Source organism: Nocardiopsis sp. iso_25 (assembly GCF_056173305.1).
The window spans coordinates 956413-976109 of sequence record NZ_CM149667.1 but is presented as its reverse complement, the minus strand read 5'-3'; the positions used below and the strand labels follow the sequence as shown (position 1 = coordinate 976109).

Genomic DNA, 19697 nt, shown 5'->3' with positions numbered 1-19697 from the left:
GCGCACCCGCTCAGTGACTCTTTGTATCTATTCGGAAACGAAAAGCGACGGCCGGGCCGTTGTGAAGGGCGGCCGCGGCCGACGCGAGGGGGCGGGGCGATCATCGCCCCGCCCCCCTCGTCCGCTCCCCGGCTTCCGGAGGGGCTCCGGTTCCCGGGTACCGCCGGTCAGTCCTGCGGGTAGCCCTGGCGGAGGAGCCCGTAGGTGACGGCCTGTTCGAGGGCGACCCAGGACGCGTCGACGACGTTGGGCCCCACGCCCACCGTGGTCCACTCCCCCGCCCCGTCGCTGAAGGTGACGAGGATGCGGGTGATGGCGTTGGTGCCGGAGCTGCCCTCCAGGATGCGGACCTTGTAGTCGGTCAGCTCCAGCCCGGCCAGCGCGGTGTACACGCTCTCCATGGCGCTGCGCAGCGCCCGGTCCAAAGCGTTGACGGGGCCGTTGCCCTCCGCGGTGGCGATCACGCGTTCGCCCTTGACCCGCAGCTTGACGGTGGCCTCGGTGAGGCTCTCGTAGTCGCTGGACAGGGGGCTGGAGCCGGCCCGGGGACGGCGTTCGGTGATGACGCGCCAGGACTCGGTGTCGAAGTAGCGGACCGGCTGCCCCAGTTCCTCGCGCAGCAGCAGGTCCAGGGAGGCGTCGGCGGCCTCGAAGCTGTAGCCCGACAGCTCCAGGCCCTTGACCCGCTCCACCGCCCGCCCCGACAGGGCGCGGTCTCCGGACAGGTCCAGGCCCAGCTCCTTGGCCTTGAGTTCGATGGAGGCGCGCCCGGCCATGTCGGAGACGAGCATGCGCATGGTGTTGCCGACCAGTGCGGGGTCCGTGTGCTGGTACAGGTCGGGGTCGACCTTGATCGCGGAGGCGTGCAGCCCCGCCTTGTGGGCGAAGGCCGACACCCCCACGTAGGGCTGGTGCGTGTCGGGGGTGAGGTTGACGATCTCGGCGATGGCGGTGGCCACGCGGGTCATCTCGGCCAGGCAACCCTCGGGCAGGACCTCCTGGCCGCGCTTGAGCGTGAGCGCGCCGACCACGGAGAAGAGGTTGGCGTTGCCGACCCGCTCGCCGTAGCCGTTGGCGGTGCACTGTACGTGGGTGGCGCCCGCGTCCACGGCGGCGAGGGTGTTGGCGACGGCGCAGCCGGTGTCGTCCTGGGCGTGGATGCCCAGGCGCGCGCCGGTGGCCTCGCGGACCTCGGTGACGATGCGGGTGACGTCGGTGGGGAGCATGCCGCCGTTGGTGTCGCACAGGACGACGACGTCGGCTCCGGCTCCGGCGGCGGCGCGGACCACGTCGAGCGCGTGGTCGGGGTTGTGGAGGTATCCGTCGAAGAAGTGCTCGCAGTCCACGAACACGCGTTGGCCGTGTTCGCGCAGGTGGGACACCGTGTCGGCGATCATCGCGAGGTTCTCGTCGAGGGTCGTGCGCAGCGCGCGCTCGACGTGCCGGTCGTCACTCTTGGCGACAAGGGTGACGACCGGTGCGCCGCTGTCGCGCAGGGCGGCCACCTGTGGGTCGTCGGCGGCCCGCACACCGGCACGGCGGGTCGCGCCGAACGCGGTGAGTTGCGCGTGCTCCAGCGTCAGCTCTCGTGAAGCCCGCTGGAAGAACTCGGTGTCCTTGGGGTTGGCCCCCGGCCACCCCCCCTCGATGAACGCCACCCCGAAGTCGTCCAGCAGCTTCGCGATGGCCAGCTTGTCGGAGACCCGCAGGTTGATCCCCTCGCGCTGGGCCCCGTCGCGCAGCGTGGTGTCGAAGACGTGGAAACTGTCGTCCCTCATGGGTGGAACTCCCGAAGGTGGATGCTGTGGTGTGGCCGACCGGGCCCCGCCAACAAAAAAGACCCCTCGTGGACACGAGAGGTCAGCGCGCTGGCGGCGTCCGATGGTCAGCCAGCGCGCCTCACGATAATGAGCACCTGAGACGGCATGAGGTCAGTGTGCCACACGGTGGCGGAGTTCTCGGTGCTCACCGGCAGATTGTCCCACCATGCGAGACGTCGGTTTCTCACACCGGACATACCCGACACCCCGCCGAAGGCTCCCCCGAGCACCGTCGACCCGCGCGGACCACCCGGGAGCACGCCGTCCCGGGACGAGCGGGCCGACGCGGCACGGTGACCGACGTCACCGGGAGGAGGGCCGGGGCGGGCCGCCCGGGGAGAGGGCGGCCCGCCGGGGACGCGTCAGAACCGGGTGATCCAGCCGTGCTCGTCGGCGCGCAGACCCGTCTGGATGCCCACCAGCTCCTCGCGCAGGCGCATGGTGACCGGGCCCGGGGTGCCGTCGCCGACGGTGAACTCGCCGTCGTCGCCCTTGACCCGGCCGACGGGGGTGATGACGGCCGCGGTGCCGCAGGCGAACACCTCGGTGAGCTCGCCGGACTCGGCCGCCTCGCGCCACTCGTCGGTGGAGATGGGCGCCTCCTCGGCCGGGATGCCGAGGTCGGGGGCCAGGGTCAGCAGCGACTCGCGGGTGATGCCCGGCAGCAGGGTCCCGGTCAGCGGGGGCGTGCGCAGCCGCGCGTTCTCACCGGAGCCGAACACGAACCACAGGTTCATGCCGCCCATCTCCTCGACCCAGCGGTGCTCGCGGGCGTCGAGCCAGACCACCTGGTCGCAGCCCTGCTCCACCGCCTGCGCCTGGGCGAGGAAGCTCGCCGCGTAGTTTCCCGCGAACTTGGCCGCGCCCGTGCCGCCCGGAGCGGCGCGCGTGTAGTCCCTGGACAGCCACACCGTCACCGGCTGGACGCCGCCCGAGAAGTAGGAGCCGACCGGCGAGGCGATCAGCAGGTAGACGTAGGAGCGGGACGGGTGGTTGACGCCCAGGCCGACGTCCGTGGCGACCATGAACGGGCGCAGGTACAGGCTGAAGCCCTCCCTGGTCGGCACCCAGTCGCCGTCGTGCTCCAGGAGGAGTCCGATCGACTTGAGGAAGAGCTCCTCGGGGAGCTCGGGCATCGCCATGCGCGCCGCGCTGCGGTTGAAGCGGGCCGCGTTGGACTCGGGGCGGAAGGAGGCGAGCGAGCCGTCGGGGTGCCGGTAGGCCTTGAGTCCCTCGAAGATCTCCTGGGCGTAGTGGAGGGCGGCGGTGGCCGGGTCCAGACTCAGCGGACCGTACGGCTCCAGCTTCGCGTCGTGCCACCCCTTCCCCTCGGTGTAGTGGATGCTCACCATGTGGTCGGTGAACACCTGGCCGAACCCGGGACTCTCCAGCAGTGCCTCTCGTTCCTGCGGGGTCTTCCGCCTGTCGGAGAGCTGGATGTCGAACGTCAACCCGCTTGTGGTGGTGTCGTTGTTCATGTTGTCGGTGGTCCTCTCGGGTGCATCAGGCCGGCAGCATCGCCGGCCTGGAATCTAGTCTGTCTGAAGAGCGCACCCGGTGCCAGAGCAGGAGTGACGCACGCGAGGGCGGCACCGCTCGGGGAGCGGAGCCGCGCGCGGGCACGGCGAAGGGCGCGCTCGGGAACCCGGGCGCGCCCGTCGACGGTGGAGGTGGATCGTGCCGTCAGCCGCGCCGCAGGGAGGGAGGGCAGGGCTTCCGGCGTGTGCGTCAGCCCTGCTCGGCTACTCGCGCGGCGAGGTCGTCGCCGATCTGGGAGGTGGAGCGGACCGCGCCGTTCTGGGCGCGGGTCTTGAGGTCCGTGGCGACCGCGGCCTCGATCCGGCGGGCCGCCTCGGGCACTCCGAGGTGCTCCAGCATGGTCGCGGCCGAGAGCACCGTGGCGGTGGGGTCGGCCTTGCCCTGACCCGCGATGTCGGGCGCGGAGCCGTGGACGGGCTCGAACATGCTGGGGAAGGTGTTGTCCGGGTTGATGTTGCCGCTGGCGGCCAGCCCGATGCCACCGGTGATGGCGGCGCCGATGTCGGTGATGATGTCGCCGAAGAGGTTGTCGGTGACCACCACGTCGAAGCGGGCGGGCTGGTTGACGAAGAACATCGACGCGGCGTCGACGTGACAGTAGTCCACGGCGACCTGCGGGTACTCGGCGCCGACCTCCCGGACCACGCGCTGCCACAGCTCACCGGCGAAGGTCAGGACGTTGTCCTTGTGGACCAGGGTGAGCTTGCGGCGGGGGCGGGAGGCGGCCTTGTCGAAGGCGTAGCGCACGACGCGCTCCACCCCGAAGCGGGTGTTGACGCTGTCCTGGGTGGCGATCTCGTGCGGGGTGCCCTTGCGCAGGACGCCCCCGGCGCCCGCGTAGGGGCCCTCGGTACCCTCGCGGACCACCAGCATGTCGATGTCCTCGGGGCCCACGCCCGCGAGCGGGCTGTCCACCCCCGGGTAGAGGCGGACGGGGCGCAGGTTGACGTAGTGGTCGAAGTCGAAGCGCAGGCGCAGGAGCAGACCGCGCTCCAGGACGCCGCTGGGGACCGACGGGTCGCCGACGGCGCCGAGGTAGATGGCCTCGTGCCCGGCCAGCTCGGCCTCGACCGAGTCGGGCAGGGTCTCACCGGTGCGGTGCCAGAGCCTGGCGCCCAGCTCGTACTCGGTGGTCTCCACGGCGAGGTCGTGCTGGGAGGCCGCGACCTCCAGCACCTTGAGCCCTTCGGCGATGACCTCGGGACCGATCCCGTCGCCGGGAATGACCGCCAGTTTCACGGTGCGCGCTGCCATACGGACTGCCTCTGCTTCGACACGGCCCCACCGGCCGCTTCTCATATGGTGAGACCAGGATGAACACTGAATGAGACAACCCTACCGCCCCGGCGGAGTGCGGACGCCTCCGGCCGGGGGTTCGCGCGGCCGCCTCCGAGGCCGGGCCTCAGGCCCGCCGGTTGAGGGCGTCCTGCAGGGCGCGGTTGATCTCGTCCTGGGAGTCGGGCGCGGACGGGTACTCGATCATGTCGTACATGCGATCCTCCGGATGCGTTGCGTGACCGGAGCCGGGAACGGCGCGGCCAGGGAATGCTCTGCGACGAGGTGCACTACGGGACCGGGGTTCGGGGCGGATCGCGCCGAACGGCGGCGGAGCGCGGAACGTGGGCGACGGTGTCCACGGGGACGAGGAGCCCTCCGGGCGGGATCGACCGCCGTGGAACGCCCGCACGGGCCCCGGTGGGGGCGCTCGCGGCGCCGGGCGGCGGCCTCCGGCTGTGGAACCGGTGCCGCTGACTCCTAGGACCTCAGAATATCGGATGTCCAACTATATGGCCAGGGCTTCTCACCATACGAGACGCCGAGATGTCTCCGCTGGTCAGGACCCGGCCGCTTCGGGCCTCGGTTCCGCACCACAACCACACAGACATGAATAAAAGCCGCGAAGGGCGCACGACTCACCGCGCCGCGCGGTCCCCGGACAGCACGAGGGGCCGCACCGTGCGCGGCGCCCGTGGGCGCCGAACGCGGTGCGGCCCCCGCCGCGACCACCAGGGAGGAACCCCCGGGCCCTCCTAGTCCTCCAGGTCGACCTGACGGCTGACCTCGGCGTCGATCTCGGCGGAGATCGAGGCGAGGGTGTCGTCGGGCACCGCGGAGTCCACGGTGAGCGCGATCAGCGCCTTGCCGCCCTCCTGGTCCCGGATGACCTGCATGCCCGCGATGTTGACACCGGCGTCGCCCAGCAGGGCGCCGACCGTGCCGACCACGCCGGGGCGGTCCTCGTAGGACAGGAACACCATGTGCTCGGCCAGGCCGATCTCCATGGTGTAGTTGTTGATCTCCACCAGCTTCTCGACCTGGCGGGGACCGGTCAGGGTGCCCGAGACAGACACGCGGGTGCCGTCGGCGAGCACGCCGCGGACCGTGATGAGGTTGCGCCAGTCGGTGTTGTCGTCGCTGGTGACGAGGTTGACCTCGACGCCGCGCTCCTTGGCGAGCAGCGGGGCGTTGACGAAGGTCACGGTGTCCTCGACCACGTCGGCGAACACGCCCTTGAGGGCGGCCAGCTCCAGCACCTTGACGTCGTGCGAGGCGATCTCGCCGCGCACCTCGACGTCGATGCGGCTGGCGATGGTGCCCGCGAGGGAGGTGAACACGCGGCCGAGCTTCTCGGTCAGCGGCAGGCCCGGCTTGACGTCCTCGGCCACGCCGGTGCCCTGCACGTTCACGGCGTCGGGGACGAACTCGCCGGAGAGGGCCAGCTTGACCGAGCGGGCGACCTGGGTGCCCGCCTTCTCCTGGGCCTCGGCCGTGCTGGCACCCAGGTGGGGGGCCACGACCACGCTCTCGAACTCGAAGAGGGGGCTGTCGGTGCACGGCTCCTTGGCGAACACGTCGATGCCCGCGCCCGCCACGCGGCCGTCCTTCAGGGCCCGGTAGAGCGCGTCCTCGTCCAGGATGCCGCCGCGCGCGGCGTTGATGACGCGCACGGTGGGCTTGACCTTGCTCAGGGCCTCGTCACCGATCAGACCCACCGTGTCCTTGTTCTTGGGCAGGTGGATGGTGATGAAGTCCGAGCGCTCCAGCAGCTCGTCGAGCGTGGTCATCTCCACGCCGATCTGGGCCGCGCGGGCGGGCTGCACGAAGGGGTCGTAGGCGATGACCTGGGTGCCGAAGGCCGACAGGCGCTGCGCGACCAGGGCGCCGATGCGGCCGAGGCCGACGATGCCGACGGTCTTCTCGTAGAGCTCGACGCCGGTGTACTTGGAGCGCTTCCACTCGCCGTTGACCAGGGCGTTGTGCGCCGGGGCGGTGTTGCGCGCGCTGGCCAGCAGCAGGTTGATGGCCTGCTCGGCGGCGCTGATGATGTTGGAGGTGGGAGCGTTGACCACCAGGACGCCGGCCTTGGTGGCGGCCTCCACGTCCACGTTGTCCAGACCGACACCGGCCCGGGCCACCACCTGCAGGCGGGAGGCGGCGGCGATCGCCTCGGCGTCCACCTGCGTCGCGCTGCGCACGATGAGGGCGTCGACGTCGGCGAGGGCGGGCAGGAGCTGGGACCGGTCGGCGCCGTCGACGTGGCGTACCTCGAAGTCCTCCTCGAGCAGCGCGATTCCGGCGGGCGAGAGCTTTTCCGCTACGAGTACGGCGGGTTTGGGCACAACGGTTCCTTTTCGGGTGGTGCGGCCCGACCGCGCAGGTGGTGGGCGCTGCCCGGATCGGGGTGACGGCTGGTCGAAAGTCTACCGGCGGGGTAGGGAAGCCCGACGGGGACGGGTGGCCAAGGGCCGCCCGTCCCCGTGGCACGTCCTTCGAACGGGCCTCAGCTCAGGGGTTGTTCGGGCGCCCACGGGGTTCCGGAGGTGGCGGAGGTGAGACTGCGGGGAACGAGCCGTCTCACCGAAGACACCACTGTGCTCCTTCAACCCGATTCCCGCATCGAAGGGCGCCCGAACAGCGAAAGTACTGCGCTTCGCGTCCGTTGAGGGCGGTAGCCCGCCACGCCGCGTAGCGCCCCCGCGGGCGATGGCGGGCGGGCCGAAGCGGAGCGGCGGCCCCAAGGAACTAGGCCTTGAGCCAGCTCATCAGCGGGCGCAGCTCCGCGCCCACCTTCTCGATCTGCTCGTTCTGCTCGGCCTCGCGGCGCTTGGTGAAGGTCGGCTGCCCGGCGTCGAACTCCTCCATGAGCTCCTTGGCGTAGGAACCGTCCTGGATCTCGCCGAGGATCTTGCGCATCTCCTGGCGGGTCTGCTCGGTGATCAGGCGCGGGCCGCGGGTGTAGCCGCCGTACTCGGCGTTGTCCGAGACCGACCAGTTCATCTTGGAGATGCCGCCCTCGTACATGAGGTCCACGATGAGCTTGAGCTCGTGCAGGCACTCGAAGTAGGCGATCTCCGGCTGGTAGCCCGCCTCGACCAGGGTGGCGAAACCGGCCTTGACCAGTTCCTCGGTGCCGCCGCAGAGCACGGCCTGCTCACCGAACAGGTCGGTCTCGGTCTCCTCGGTGAACGTGGTCTTGATGACGCCGGCCCTGGTGCCGCCGATGCCCTTGGCCCAGGACAGAGCCAGGTCCCAGGCCTGCCCGCTGGCGTCCTTCTCGACCGCGACCAGGCAGGGCACGCCGCGCCCGGCCTCGTACTGGCGGCGGACCAGGTGGCCCGGGCCCTTGGGGGCGACCATGGCCACGTCCACACCCTCGGGCGGGGTGATGAGGCCGTAGCGGATGCTGAAGCCGTGGCCGAAGAAGAGGGCGTTGCCCGCCTCCAGGTTCGGCGCGATCTCGGCCGCGTACAGGTCCCGGTGGATGTGGTCGGGGACCAGGATCATGATGACGTCGGCCTCGCGGGTGGCCTCCGCGGGGGTGAGGACGCGCAGGCCCTCCTCCTCGGCCTTGGCCCGGCTCTTGGACCCCTCGGCGAGGCCGATCCGCACGTCCACGCCCGAGTCGCGCAGCGACAGCGCGTGCGCGTGGCCCTGGCTGCCGTAGCCGATCACGGCGACCTTCCTGCCCTGGATGAGCGAGAGGTCCGCGGCGTCGTCGTAGTACATCTGTGCTGCCACTTGGGGTTGCTCCTTGTTTCTCAGTTTCGTGGGGGACGCGGTGGGGTCCGTCCGTGCACGGGCCCCGGGGTCGGGGTTCGGGCGCCTACGGGGTTCGGGAGGCGCCGGAGGCGTGTTTTCGCGGGAAAACCGCGCCGCAGGCGTCCGTTGAGGGCGGTGGCGGGTGACGGGTGGCCACGGGCCGACACGCCGTAGACGCCGAAGGTCCCCGTTCTCCAGGCGCCCGGACCAGCGAGCGGAGCGAGTCGTAAAACACCGCTACGCGCTGCGCTCGACCGTGCGGAGGGATCGGTCGGTGATCGACCGGGGTCCGCGTCCCAGGGCGACCAGCCCTGATTTGACGAGTTCCCGGATACCGAACGGCTCCAGGTTCCTGACCAGGGCATCGAGCTTCTCGGGGTCGCCGGTGGCCTCGATGACGACGACGTCCGGGCTGACGTCCACGACGTGCGCGCGGAACAGCTCGGCCGTCTGTAGCACGTGGGTGCGGCTGGACGCGTCGGCCTTGACCTTGACGAGCAGAAGCTCGCGCCGGACCGACGCGGTGGTGTCCATCTCCACGATCTTGACGACGTTGACCAGCTTGTTGAGCTGTTTGGTCACCTGCTCCAAGGGGTGGAGGTCGCAGTTGACCACGATTGTCATCCGGGACAGTCCTGGGTACTCGGTGTTGCTCACACTGAGCGAGTCGATGTTGAAGCCTCGACGGGAGAAGAGGGCGGAGGCGCGGGCGAGGATACCCGGGGTGTCCTCCACCAGAACGGAAAGCGTGTGACTGCTCATGGTGGTTCCGCCTGTTCCTCTTAGTCCTCGTGTTCCCAGTTCGGCGCCATGTCGCGCGCGTACTGGATGTTGTCGTTGCTGACGCCGGGGCCGACCATCGGCCAGACCATGGCGTCGTGGTTGACGGTGAAGTCCACGACGACGGGGGCGTCGTCGATCGCCATGGCCTTCTCGATGGTGGCGTCGATGTCCTCGGCTCGCTCGCAGCGCAGGCCGACACAACCGTACGCCTCCGCGAGGCGGACGAAGTCGGGGATGCGGACCTTCTCGTCGCGCGGGGCGGTCTGGAGGTCGGTGTTGGAGTAGCGGCCCTCGTAGAACAGGGTCTGCCACTGGCGGACCATGCCCAGGTTGCCGTTGTTGACCACGGCGACCTTGACCGGGATGCCCTCGATCGCGCAGGTGGCCAGTTCCTGGTTGGTCATCTGGAAGCAGCCGTCGCCGTCGACCGACCACACGGTCCGGTCGGGGTCGCCGACCTTGGCGCCGAGCGCGGCGGGGACGGAGAAGCCCATGGTGCCCAGGCCGCCGGAGTTGACGAAGGAGCCGGGGCGCTCGTAGTCGATGAACTGGGCGGCCCACATCTGGTGCTGGCCCACGCCCGCGACGTAGGTGGCCTCCGGGCCGACGATCTTGCCCAGGCGTTCGATGACGGCCTGCGGGGACAGGCTGCCGTCCTCGGGCGCCTCGTAACCCTTGGGGTAGGTGTTGCGCAGGCGGTTGAGCTGCTGCCACCAGGCCGCGTAGTCGCCCTGGCGGCCCTTCTCCTGGTCGGCGCGCACGGCCACGACCAGGTCGGCGAGGACCTCGCGGCAGTCGCCGACGATGGGCACGTCGGCGTGGCGGTTCTTGGAGATCTCGGCCGGGTCGATGTCGGCGTGGACGATCTTGGCGTCGGGGGCGAAGCTGTCCAGGCGTCCGGTGACGCGGTCGTCGAAGCGCGCGCCCAGGGCGACGATGAGGTCGGCCTTCTGGAGGGCGCCGACGGCGGCGACGTCGCCGTGCATGCCGGGCATGCCCACCGACTGCGGGTGGCTGTCGGGGAAGACGCCGCGGGCCATCAGGGTGGAGACGACGGGGGCGCCGGTGAGCTCGGCCAGGACGCGCAGCTCGGCGGCGGCGCCGGCGCGCAGGACGCCGCCGCCGACGTAGAACACCGGGCGCCGGGCCTCGGCGATCATGCGGGCTGCCTCGCGGACCTGCTTGCCGTGCGGCTTGGTGACCGGGCGGTAGCCGGGCAGTTCGAGGCGCTCGGGCCAGACGAACTCGGCGGAGTTCTGCAGGGCGTCCTTGGAGATGTCGACCAGGACGGGGCCGGGGCGTCCGCTGGAGGCGATGTGGAAGGCCTCGGCGACGATCCGCGGGATCTCGCGCACGTCCTTGACCAGGAAGTTGTGCTTGGTGATCGGCATGGTGATGCCGCAGATGTCGGCTTCCTGGAAGGCGTCGGTGCCGATCATCGGGGAGGCGACCTGGCCGGTGATGGCGACCATCGGGACCGAGTCCATGTGCGCGTCGGCGAGCGGGGTGACCAGGTTGGTGGCGCCGGGCCCGCTGGTGGCCATGCACACCCCCGGGCGGCCGGTGGCGTAGGCGTAGCCCTCGGCGGCGTGACCGGCCCCCTGCTCGTGGCGCATGAGGATGTGGCGCACCTTGGCCGAGTCGTAGAGCGGGTCGTAGGCCGGGAGGATGGCGCCGCCGGGAATCCCGAAGACAGTGTCAACGCCGACCTGTTCCAGCGACCTGATCAGCGATTGGGCGCCGGTCATCTGCTCGGTCATCTCAAGATCCTTCAGCGAGGGTCAGAGCGGCACGGGGGCTCTGGCCTGGTGGGTCTGACTCTGGGCCTGGCAATAAAAAAACCCCCACCGCCGACGGCGGTTGAGGGGTGGCGCGCAGCAGAGGAAACTCAGCGGGCTGCGCGCCGACCAAGTACGAGAATCAGGGAGTTGCTCTGCATGCTGACCACATTGGCCGACGGAGAGGGCACCCGTCAACCAGAACGACATATTGTCTCAATTAATGAGACGGAAATGTCAGCATGCGGCACCCCTCGGTGGCACGACAACCCCTACGAAATGGGCGAATGCTGACAAGTCACCCCGGTTTCGTGTGACGCACACCGCACGGGCGTCGGCCGGAGTCCGCGGAGCGGAACGGGGCTCGCGGTCAGCGCCCGGTCGTCCGCCCGTTCAGAGGAAGAGGTCCTCCGCGCTGTCGACCTTCGCCGCACGGCGGACCCACCGGTCCAGCTCGTCGAGGTCCGAGGACGCGTTGATCCGCTCGCGCACCTCGTTCGACACCGCGATCCCCCGGGCGTCCAGCACACCCGGGATCGCCTCGGCCCGGCCAGCGGCCCGGCCCTTGGCCTCGCCCTCACGGAAGGGGCGGCCGATCAGTTCGGTCCGGAACTCGTAGTCACGCACGGCCATGACCTCCTCCAGGGAGCTTAGAACGGTCGAGGGCGCGGGGCCGCGGTCAGCGTTCCGTCCGGTCAGAGGCTGACCCCGGCCTCTCCGCCGACGAGCGACTCCACACCGCTCGCGGGCATGGGCCGGGCCACCAGGAACCCCTGGCCGTGGTCGCAGCCCATGGCCCGCAGCTGCTCCAGCTGCTCGGAGCGCTCGATGCCCTCGGCCACCACCTGCACGCCCAGGTCGCGCCCCAGCTGGATGATGGTGTGCGTGAGCAGCGTGACCGTGTCGTCGCGGCCCAGGTCCGCCACGAACGACGGGTCGATCTTGATCGCGTCCACGCTCAGCCTGCGCAGGTGCGCCAGGGACGCGTAACCCATCCCGTAGTCGTCGATGGCCAGCCGCACGCCCAGCTCGCGCAGCTCGCCCAGGCGCTGCACCGCCTCCCCGCCGTCGTCGAGCAGGACCTCCTCGTCGACCTCCAGGGTCAGCACCTCGGCCGGAAGCCCCGACTCGGCGAGGATCCCCGCCACCGACTCCACGAAGCGCGGCGACAGCACCTGCTTGACCGACAGGTTCACCGACAGGCCGATGTCCCAGTCCGAGAGCCGCCACACCGAGACCTTCCCGCAGGCCTCGCGCAGGATCCGCTCGCCCAGCGGCACTATCAGGCCCGACTCCTCGGCCGCGCCGATGAAGTCCTCGGGGCCGATCGTCTCGCCGTCGCGGTCCCAGCGCACCAGCGCCTCCACCGAGGTCACCTGGGAGCTGCCCAGGTCCACGACGGGCTGGTACTCCAGGAAGAACTCGTCCTTGGCCAGCGCCTCGCGCAGGCGGATCTGGAGTTCCAGGCGCGAGATCACCGTGTCGTGCATGTGCGCGGCGTAGACCTCCACGTGGCCCGCCCCGCGCTCCTTGGCCCGGGTCATGGCCACGTCGGCGTTGCGCAGCAGCTCGCCGCTGTCGGTGACCGGCTCGGCGAAGGCCACGCCGATGCTGGCGGTCAGCATGATGTCCCGGTCGGCGACCGGGAACGGCTCCGAGGCGATCACCCTCCCCAGGCGCTCGGCCAGGTCCACCACCCGCTGGACCCGGGGCACGTTCTCCACCAGCACCGCGAACTCGTCCCCGCCCCAGCGCGCCAGGGTCGCGTCGGAGTCCAGCTCGCCGCGCAGCCTGCGGGCCGCCTGGCCGAGCAGGTGGTCGCCGCGCACGTGCCCGGCGGAGTCGTTGACCGCCGTGAACCCGTCCAGGTCCAGGAAGATCACCGCGACCTCGCCCGCGGGCTCCTCGTTGATCACCCGGTGCGCCAGGACGTCGCTGGCCCGCTCCTCCAGGTAGGCGCGGTTGGGCAGGCCGGTCACACCGTCGTGGAACGTCAGGTGCTCCACCTCGTCCTGGAGCGCCACCTGCGCGCTGATGTCGCGGGTGGTCACCAGCAGCCGGTCGGGCTCACCGGGCTGCTCGTACAGGGACATGGTGGACTCGGTGTGCCGCCAGGTCCCGTCGGCCGCCCGCACCCGCAGCCGCATGTGCACCCCCTGGGCGCCTCGCCCGGCGAACAGGTCGGTGACGGCCTTGGTGCGTCCCAGGTCCTCGGGGTGGATGAGCTCGGTGACGGGGACGGCGAGCACGTCGTCGAGCCGGTAGCCGAAGGCCTCGGCCGTGCCCGGGCTGACGTAGTTCACGCCGCCGTCGCGGTCCAGCACGAGGATGACGTCGCCGCTGTTGCGCGCCAGCTCGTGGAAGTGGACCTCGCGGTTGCGCACCATCCGGGAGAGCGTGGAGTTCTCCTCCAGCATGCCCACCATGCGCACCAGGAGCACCACCACGGCGGTGCCCGCGGCCAGCGGCAGCACCGGTGCCACCCCGGCCAGGCGGACCCCCGCCACGGTCAGCACCACGGCGGCCACGAACACGGCGCCGATGGCGGCGAGTTCGGGCGCGAACCGGTAGAGCCCCCGGCCGGTGATCCGGCGCGGGTCGGTGCCGGGCCGGTGCTCCACGAGCCACGGCAGGGCCCCCAGCAGGGCGAAGCCCAGGAACCTGACCGGGTGTTCGACCCCGCCGAGGACGGGCGGGCCGGTCAGGCGGGTGAGCGCGCCGAGGATGTCCGCCCCGGCGATGACGATGAGGGCGCCGATGGCCACCAGCACCGCGCGCCGCGTGCTGTGCGGCGACATGAAGACCAGCGGCACGAGCAGGCACAGCACGACGATGTCGGCGACCGGGTAGACCAGGGCGAAGCCGAGGAACCCGGCGCCCTCGCCGAGTTCCTGGTAGAGCGGGGAGAACAGCAGCAGCCAGACCACGGAGAAGACCGCCGCGGCGCACACGTAGCTGTCGGTGACGTGGCGCACGGCGGTCCGCAGGCCGCCCGGCCACGGCGCGAACTTGGTGAAACCGATCACGAAGAGTGGCAGGGCCGCGAGGGAGAAGAGGTCACCCAGAGTGAGCGACAGGGCCGTGGCGGAGCTGAACAGACGGATCAGACCGTGAGTGACGCCACCCGCGCACCAGGCGAGCGCGGCGAAGCCGAGGTGGCGCAGGGCTGAGGGCCCGTCCGCGCCGTCGGCGTGGGCGTCCCGGTCGGCACCGGTGGCCGCCCAGCGGCGCGAGGCGTAGAGCAGCGACAGCCCCGCGGCCCCGGCCGCGACGGACGTGGGCCACTCGGCGAGCGCGGCGGTCACGCTGGTCTGCGCCGAGGGGACCAGGGTCCCCACCAGGTAGAGCAGGAACAGCGCCACCAGGGCCACAGTCCACAGGCGGCGCGCCCGGGTTCCCATCACCGACCTCCCAGCGGGCACGTCACGGTCGACGCGGCGTCCTGCCGCGGTCACGCTCTCTCCTCGGACATGGAGCACCCACCTCGCGTCGTTCGAGTCCGGGCGCGGCACAGCACCCGGCACCGCGTCTGCCGCCCAGGATCTCGCGGGACTGGGACGGGCCCGGTGACGGAACGGCCCGGGGGACCGTACACGTCCCCGTGCGTCGCAACCCTACGCAACCAAGGTCACACAGCGATTGAGGACCGGATGAGAGATGACGACGGAACCATCACCCACAGTGATCTCCGACTCCCGCCCATCCGGTGTCCGCCCCGGCGCGTCGCGGCTCCGCGGGGCGCCCGCCCCCGGTTCTCCGGGCGCGGCGCGGTCCCCGGAAGCGGGTTCCGGGCTCCTACCGCCCGCCCGGCTGACCCACGGCCCATGCAGGGTGCCACCCGGCACCGACAGAACGGGACGAACCGGATGGCGGACGGCACGGCCTCCCCGGAACGGCCGTCCGCGGGGTGTGTCCGCCACGGGGGGTGGACCGGGGGCGCCGGGCACAGGGGCCCGGCGCCGCACGGAGGCCGCCGTGACGGATCAGCTCGCGCCGAGTTTGGCCAGGATGAGCTCGCGGGCGCGTCCCGCGTCTGCCTGGCCGCGGGTCGCCTTCATCACGGCGCCCACCAGGGCGCCGGCCGCGGCGACCTTGCCGCCGCGCACCTTGTCGGCCGCGTCGGGGTTGGCGGCGATGGCCTCGTCCACGGCCGCGCCCAGGGCGCCGTCGTCGCTGACCACCTTGAGGCCGCGGGCCTCGACCACCGCGTCGGGCTCGCCCTCACCGGCCAGCACGCCCTCCACCACCTGGCGGGCGAGCTTGTTGGTGAGCGTGCCCTCGGCGACCAGGGCGATGACGCGCGCGACCTGCGCCGGGGTGATGGGCAGGGCGGCCAGCTCCACCTCCTGCTCGGTGGCGCGGCGCGAGAGCTCGTTGAGCCACAGCTTGCGGGCCTCGGCCGACGGGGCGCCCTCGGCCACGGTCGCCGCGACCAGGTCGATGGCGTCGGCGTTGACCAGGTCGCGCAGTTCGGTGTCGGTGAGGTCCCACTCGGCGCGGATCCGGGCGCGCTTGGCGGCGGGCAGCTCCGGCAGGGTGGCGCGCAGCTCCTCCACCCACTCCGCCGAGGGCGCGACGGGCACCAGGTCGGGGTCGGGGAAGTAGCGGTAGTCCTGTGCCTCCTCCTTGGAGCGGCCGGAGATGCTGCGGCCGGTGTTCTCCTGGAAGTGGCGGGTCTCCTGCACGACCTTCTGCCCGGCGTCGAGCACGCCCGCCTGGCGCTCGATCTCCGAGCGCACGGCCCGCTCGACCGAACGCAGCGAGTTGACGTTCTTGGTCTCGCTGCGGGTGCCCCACTCCGAGGCGCCGAGCGGGTTGATGGAGACGTTGACGTCGCAGCGCATGGAGCCCTCCTCCATGCGCACGTCGGAGATGCCCAGGGAGCGGACCAGGTCGCGCAGCTCGGCGGCGTAGGCGCGGGCGACCAGGGGCGCCAGGTCGCCGGTGCCGGTGACGGGCTTGGTGACGATCTCCAGCAGCGGGATGCCCGCGCGGTTGTAGTCGACGATGGAGTAGTCGGCGCCGTGGATGCGTCCGGTGGCCCCGCCCACGTGGGAGGTCTTGCCGGTGTCCTCCTCCATGTGGACCCGCTCGATGTCCACGCGGAACACGCGGGGGCCGTCGGGGGTGTCGACGGTGACGTCGAGATGGCCGTCGACGCAGATCGGCTCGTCGTACTGGGAGATCTGGTAGTTCTTCGGCATGTCCGGATAGAAGTAGTTCTTCCGGGCGAACCTGCCCCAGGGGGCGATGGAGCAGTTCAGCGCCAGGCCCAGCCGGATGGCGCCCTCGACCGCTTTCTCGTTGACGACCGGCAGGGAGCCGGGCAGCGCCAGGCAGACCGGGCACACCTGCGTGTTGGGGTCGGCTCCGAACGCGGTGGGGCAGGAGCAGAACATCTTGGAGGCGGTGCCCAGCTCGATGTGGGTCTCCAGGCCGAGGACGGGCTCGTACCTGGCCAGTGCCTGCTCGTAGGCCACCGGCGCAGGACCGCTGTTCGTGGCAGAGCTGGGACGTACCGCGTGGGCCATCGCCGCAAACCCGCTTCCGTAGACGACATACCTTCCAGTTCAGCCTACCGAGCGTGCGGGGGTGGGGTGCCCGACAGCGGAGTCACGGCCAGGTCACCGGACATCACGGCCAGTACACGATTGGGACGCTGTCAGGGGAATGTCCGCTGCCGCCGGGTGCCGGACCGTTAGTCTGGGTGGCCCAGGAAGACGATTTCGCCGGTGGCCCCGGATTGCGGCCGCCGCCTTCTCATGGGAGCGCACGAGCATGTCCGGCATCCCGCGTCGGTACGCCGCGCTGCTTTCCGCCTCGGCCCTGATCGGCACCCTGCTGGGTGCTCCGGCGGCCGGCGCCGACGACTTCTCACGCGTGGACCGCGACCCCGTCGAGGGCGCGCCGCTCGTGCTCGCCGACGGCCGGGAGGCCGACACGGCGCTGTTCAGCCTGCGCGTGGCCGAGCACGCCTCGGTCCGGGCCTACACGGTGACCGCGGACGAGGAGGTCCACCCGTACGCGGCCTACGTGGAGTCAGCGTGGTCGGACGTTCCGGAGTGGTCCGAAACCCCACAGGAAACGGATCCCGCCGACCGGGCGAACTGGATCGTCTCCCATTCCTATCCGGCGGTCGGTCTGGAGTCCCTGCTGGAGGGGGGCGACCTGCCCCGGTTGGACGAGGCACGGGCGATCGCGGGCACCCAGGCCGCCCTGTGGCACGTGCTGGAGGGGGTGCGGCCGGACCCCGACGCCAACGACCCGGGAGTCATGGCGCTGTACGACCACCTGGTGGAGGGCAGCGCGTCCGCGCCGGACAACACCGTCTCCCGGTCCCTGGCGGTGTCGCCGTCCCACGTGGAGGCGGTCGCCCCCGAGGAGCCGCTGGGGCCGTTGACCGTGCACAGCTCCGGAGCGGAGCCGGTGTCGGTGTCGGTGCGCGGCGCCCCGGCGTCGTGGCTGGTCGACGCGGACGGGGAGCCGGTCACGCAGACGGGCGACGGCGAGCGGGTCTTCCTGGACGTGGACCCGTCGGTCCCTGCGGGCGTGGCGACCCTGCACCTGCACGGCCGGGACTTCCCGCTGCCGCAGGGGCGCCTGTTCACCGGCAGGGACGGCGTGCGCACCCGCTCCCTGGTGACCGCGGAGGCGGGTTCGGCGACGAGTTCGGCCATCGCGACGTTCACGTGGCATCCGGAGCAGACCGAGGAGCCGGTGGCCGCGGCGAGCCCGGAGCCCGTGCCGGAGGAGGAGCCCCCCGCCCTGGAGGAGGCCGTCGAGGAGGAGGTTCCCGCCGAGGAGGTATCTCCCACAGCGGAGGACCGAATCCCCGAGGACGATCTGGCCGTCACCGGAACCTGGCTGTCCGGACTGTTGGTCATCGCGGGGGCCCTGGTGGTATCCGGCCTGATCATCCTGGTTGTGGGACGCAAACGACGCGACTGACCGCGCTGGGGGACGCGGAACTCCCGCTTTCGTTGCATAGCTTTTCGACATAATGCGGTTCTACCTGCGAGGAATTTTTTCCTGGCCGTATCCGGTCACATTTTCCGCGAACCAGCTTGGAAGTAGCGAAGGGGATCGCTAGTATCAGGCGAGCGTTGGCCCCACGGCGAGCGCGACCGGCTCCCGCGTCACGGCGAGCCCCACCGGAAGATCGCGCCCACCCCACACGGCGCCACGATCCGACCCCCGACGTGGTGACCCCCCGGAACGGGTGAACGCAGCAGGCGGCACCGGTTTTCCCCGGCGACCGTCGCGCCGTGGCCACCGCCGTCCGTCCCATCGGTTCCCGTCGTCCTTTGGGCAGACATTTTTCCATCCGGTTACCCCTAGAACACACCGGGACACAATTTGAGTATCTCCTCCCTCCCCCGCACCGTCGGCCGCACCGGCCTGGCGGCCACCGCAGCCGCGTTCCTGGCCTTCGGCCTGGCAGCCCCCGCGGCCGCGGACCCCGACGCTTCCCCCACCCAGGCTGCGTACAACTACAACGCCGCCCGCGGCGTCACCGTCACGATGAGCGGTGAGGGTGGTGCGGGCACCTCGCTGTTCGACCTGGACCTGGCCGAGGGCGGCACCCTCAAGACCTACTGCATCGACCTGAAGACCCCCATCCCGCGCAACCTGGAGACGGTCCCCTACGTCGAGGGCAACTGGGCCGACTACCCCGGCAAGGGTGACTTCGAGGCCGAGTCGGGCAAGGTGCTCTGGGTCCTCCAGAACTCCTACCCCACCGAGTCCGACCTGGGCGCCCTGGGCGGTCTGGCCGGCGTCGAGGGTCTGACCGAGGGGCAGGCGATCGCCGCCACCCAGGCTGCCATCTGGCACTTCAGCAACGGAAGCACCCTGGAAGGCGTCCCCGGCGACAACCGCGCCGACAAGCACAACATCACCGCGCTCTACGACTACCTGGTGGGCGCGGCCGAGCCCGTCTCCGAGCCTGCCCCCGCCCTGAGCATCACCCCGGGCGAGGCCTCCGGCAACGCCGGTGAGATCGTCGGTGAGTTCACCGTCCAGACCAACGCCGCTGAGCTCCAGGTCATGGAGGCCGAGGAGAACCCCGAGGGTGTCGAGCTGGTCTACGCCGAGAACGGTGAGCTTGTCGAGACCGTCAAGGACGGTGACGTCGTCGGCTTCCTCGTGCCCGAGGACGCCGAGGCTGGCCAGGCTGGATTCAGCCTCTCCGCCAGCACCACGTTCTTCGCCGGTCGCCTGTTCCAGGGCGATGGCGTGGAGACCCAGACGCTGATCACCGCCGAGGACAGCGAGGTCACCGTCTCCGCCTCGGCCATGGCCAGCTGGGCTGAGGGCGGCGAGACCCCGCCGGAGTCCCCCGAGCCCAGCGAGCCGGAGTCCCCCGAGCCGAGCGAGCCCGAGAGCCCGGAGCCGACCCCGAGCGACGAGCCCTCCGAGCCCGTCGACAAGCCCTCCGAGCCCGCCGACGACCAGAACGAGCCGACCCTGCCGGTGACCGGCGGCGCGCTCGCCGGCCTGGTGGCCGCCGGCGTGGCCGCCCTCGGCGCCGGTGGCGGCGCCATCTACCTGAGCCGCAAGCGCAAGGCCGCGGGCAGCCAGGACCTGGAGGGCTAACCCCCCTCCCGCCGTCCGAGGACGGTGGAGCCTGAGGGCCCGTTTCCGTGGGAGACCACGGAAACGGGCCCTTCGCGTTGTCCGGAAGGCGGACGGCCGTGCCCCGGAGCGGCCGGGGATGGCCGGGGCACCGCGTCCGCCC

The 19697-nt window shown here is 71.1% G+C and carries 12 protein-coding genes; 2 read left to right on the top strand and 10 right to left on the bottom strand.

The annotated features are described in order from the left end of the window. Positions 1 to 167: 167 nt before the first annotated feature. The 10 genes from cimA to gatB all read right to left on the bottom strand — a co-directional run bounded on the left by cimA (position 168) and on the right by gatB (position 16440). Complete coding sequence (cimA, locus tag AC0VX6_RS04450) at positions 168 to 1778, bottom strand: citramalate synthase (RefSeq protein WP_274976317.1); 1611 nt, start codon at positions 1776 to 1778, stop codon at positions 168 to 170. 404 nt (positions 1779 to 2182) lie between these two features. Continuing rightward, complete coding sequence (locus AC0VX6_RS04445; protein WP_274976316.1) at positions 2183 to 3298, bottom strand: branched-chain amino acid aminotransferase; 1116 nt, start codon at positions 3296 to 3298, stop codon at positions 2183 to 2185. A gap of 250 nt (positions 3299 to 3548) precedes the next feature. Beyond that, positions 3549 to 4613 (bottom strand): 3-isopropylmalate dehydrogenase, encoded by a 1065-nt coding sequence (locus AC0VX6_RS04440; RefSeq protein ID WP_150252805.1) that lies wholly within the window; start codon positions 4611 to 4613, stop codon positions 3549 to 3551. A 776-nt stretch (positions 4614 to 5389) separates the two neighbouring features. Further along, entirely contained in the window at positions 5390 to 6979 is a 1590-nt protein-coding gene (gene serA / locus AC0VX6_RS04435; protein ID WP_475467432.1) for a phosphoglycerate dehydrogenase, read from the bottom strand. A gap of 403 nt (positions 6980 to 7382) precedes the next feature. Further along, positions 7383 to 8378 (bottom strand): ketol-acid reductoisomerase, encoded by a 996-nt coding sequence (gene ilvC / locus AC0VX6_RS04430; protein WP_274976314.1) that lies wholly within the window; start codon positions 8376 to 8378, stop codon positions 7383 to 7385. A gap of 258 nt (positions 8379 to 8636) precedes the next feature. Further along, positions 8637 to 9161 (bottom strand): acetolactate synthase small subunit, encoded by a 525-nt coding sequence (gene ilvN / locus AC0VX6_RS04425; protein ID WP_013151229.1) that lies wholly within the window; start codon positions 9159 to 9161, stop codon positions 8637 to 8639. Between the two features lie 20 nt (positions 9162 to 9181). Beyond that, positions 9182 to 10942, bottom strand: coding sequence for an acetolactate synthase large subunit (locus AC0VX6_RS04420; RefSeq protein WP_274976313.1), 1761 nt, complete (start codon positions 10940 to 10942; stop codon positions 9182 to 9184). 411 nt (positions 10943 to 11353) lie between these two features. Beyond that, the gene (locus tag AC0VX6_RS04415; protein ID WP_475467431.1) at positions 11354 to 11593 is read right to left on the bottom strand and encodes a hypothetical protein; all 240 of its coding nucleotides are present in this window, start codon (positions 11591 to 11593) and stop codon (positions 11354 to 11356) included. 62 nt (positions 11594 to 11655) lie between these two features. Next, positions 11656 to 14361, bottom strand: a complete 2706-nt coding sequence (locus AC0VX6_RS04410) for a putative bifunctional diguanylate cyclase/phosphodiesterase (RefSeq protein WP_274978049.1) — start codon at positions 14359 to 14361, stop codon at positions 11656 to 11658. Between the two features lie 582 nt (positions 14362 to 14943). After that, the gene (gene gatB, locus AC0VX6_RS04405; RefSeq protein ID WP_274976311.1) at positions 14944 to 16440 is read right to left on the bottom strand and encodes an Asp-tRNA(Asn)/Glu-tRNA(Gln) amidotransferase subunit GatB; all 1497 of its coding nucleotides are present in this window, start codon (positions 16438 to 16440) and stop codon (positions 14944 to 14946) included. A gap of 298 nt (positions 16441 to 16738) precedes the next feature. Between gatB and AC0VX6_RS04400 the strand changes: the two genes are divergently transcribed. Together AC0VX6_RS04400 and AC0VX6_RS04395 are read left to right on the top strand one after the other, a co-directional pair. Next, on the top strand, positions 16739 to 17908 hold the full coding sequence (locus AC0VX6_RS04400) for a thioester domain-containing protein (protein WP_274976310.1): 1170 nt from the start codon (positions 16739 to 16741) through the stop codon (positions 17906 to 17908). A 408-nt stretch (positions 17909 to 18316) separates the two neighbouring features. Next, positions 18317 to 19555, top strand: coding sequence for a thioester domain-containing protein (locus AC0VX6_RS04395; RefSeq protein ID WP_475467430.1), 1239 nt, complete (start codon positions 18317 to 18319; stop codon positions 19553 to 19555). The last annotated feature ends 142 nt before the right edge of the window (positions 19556 to 19697 follow it).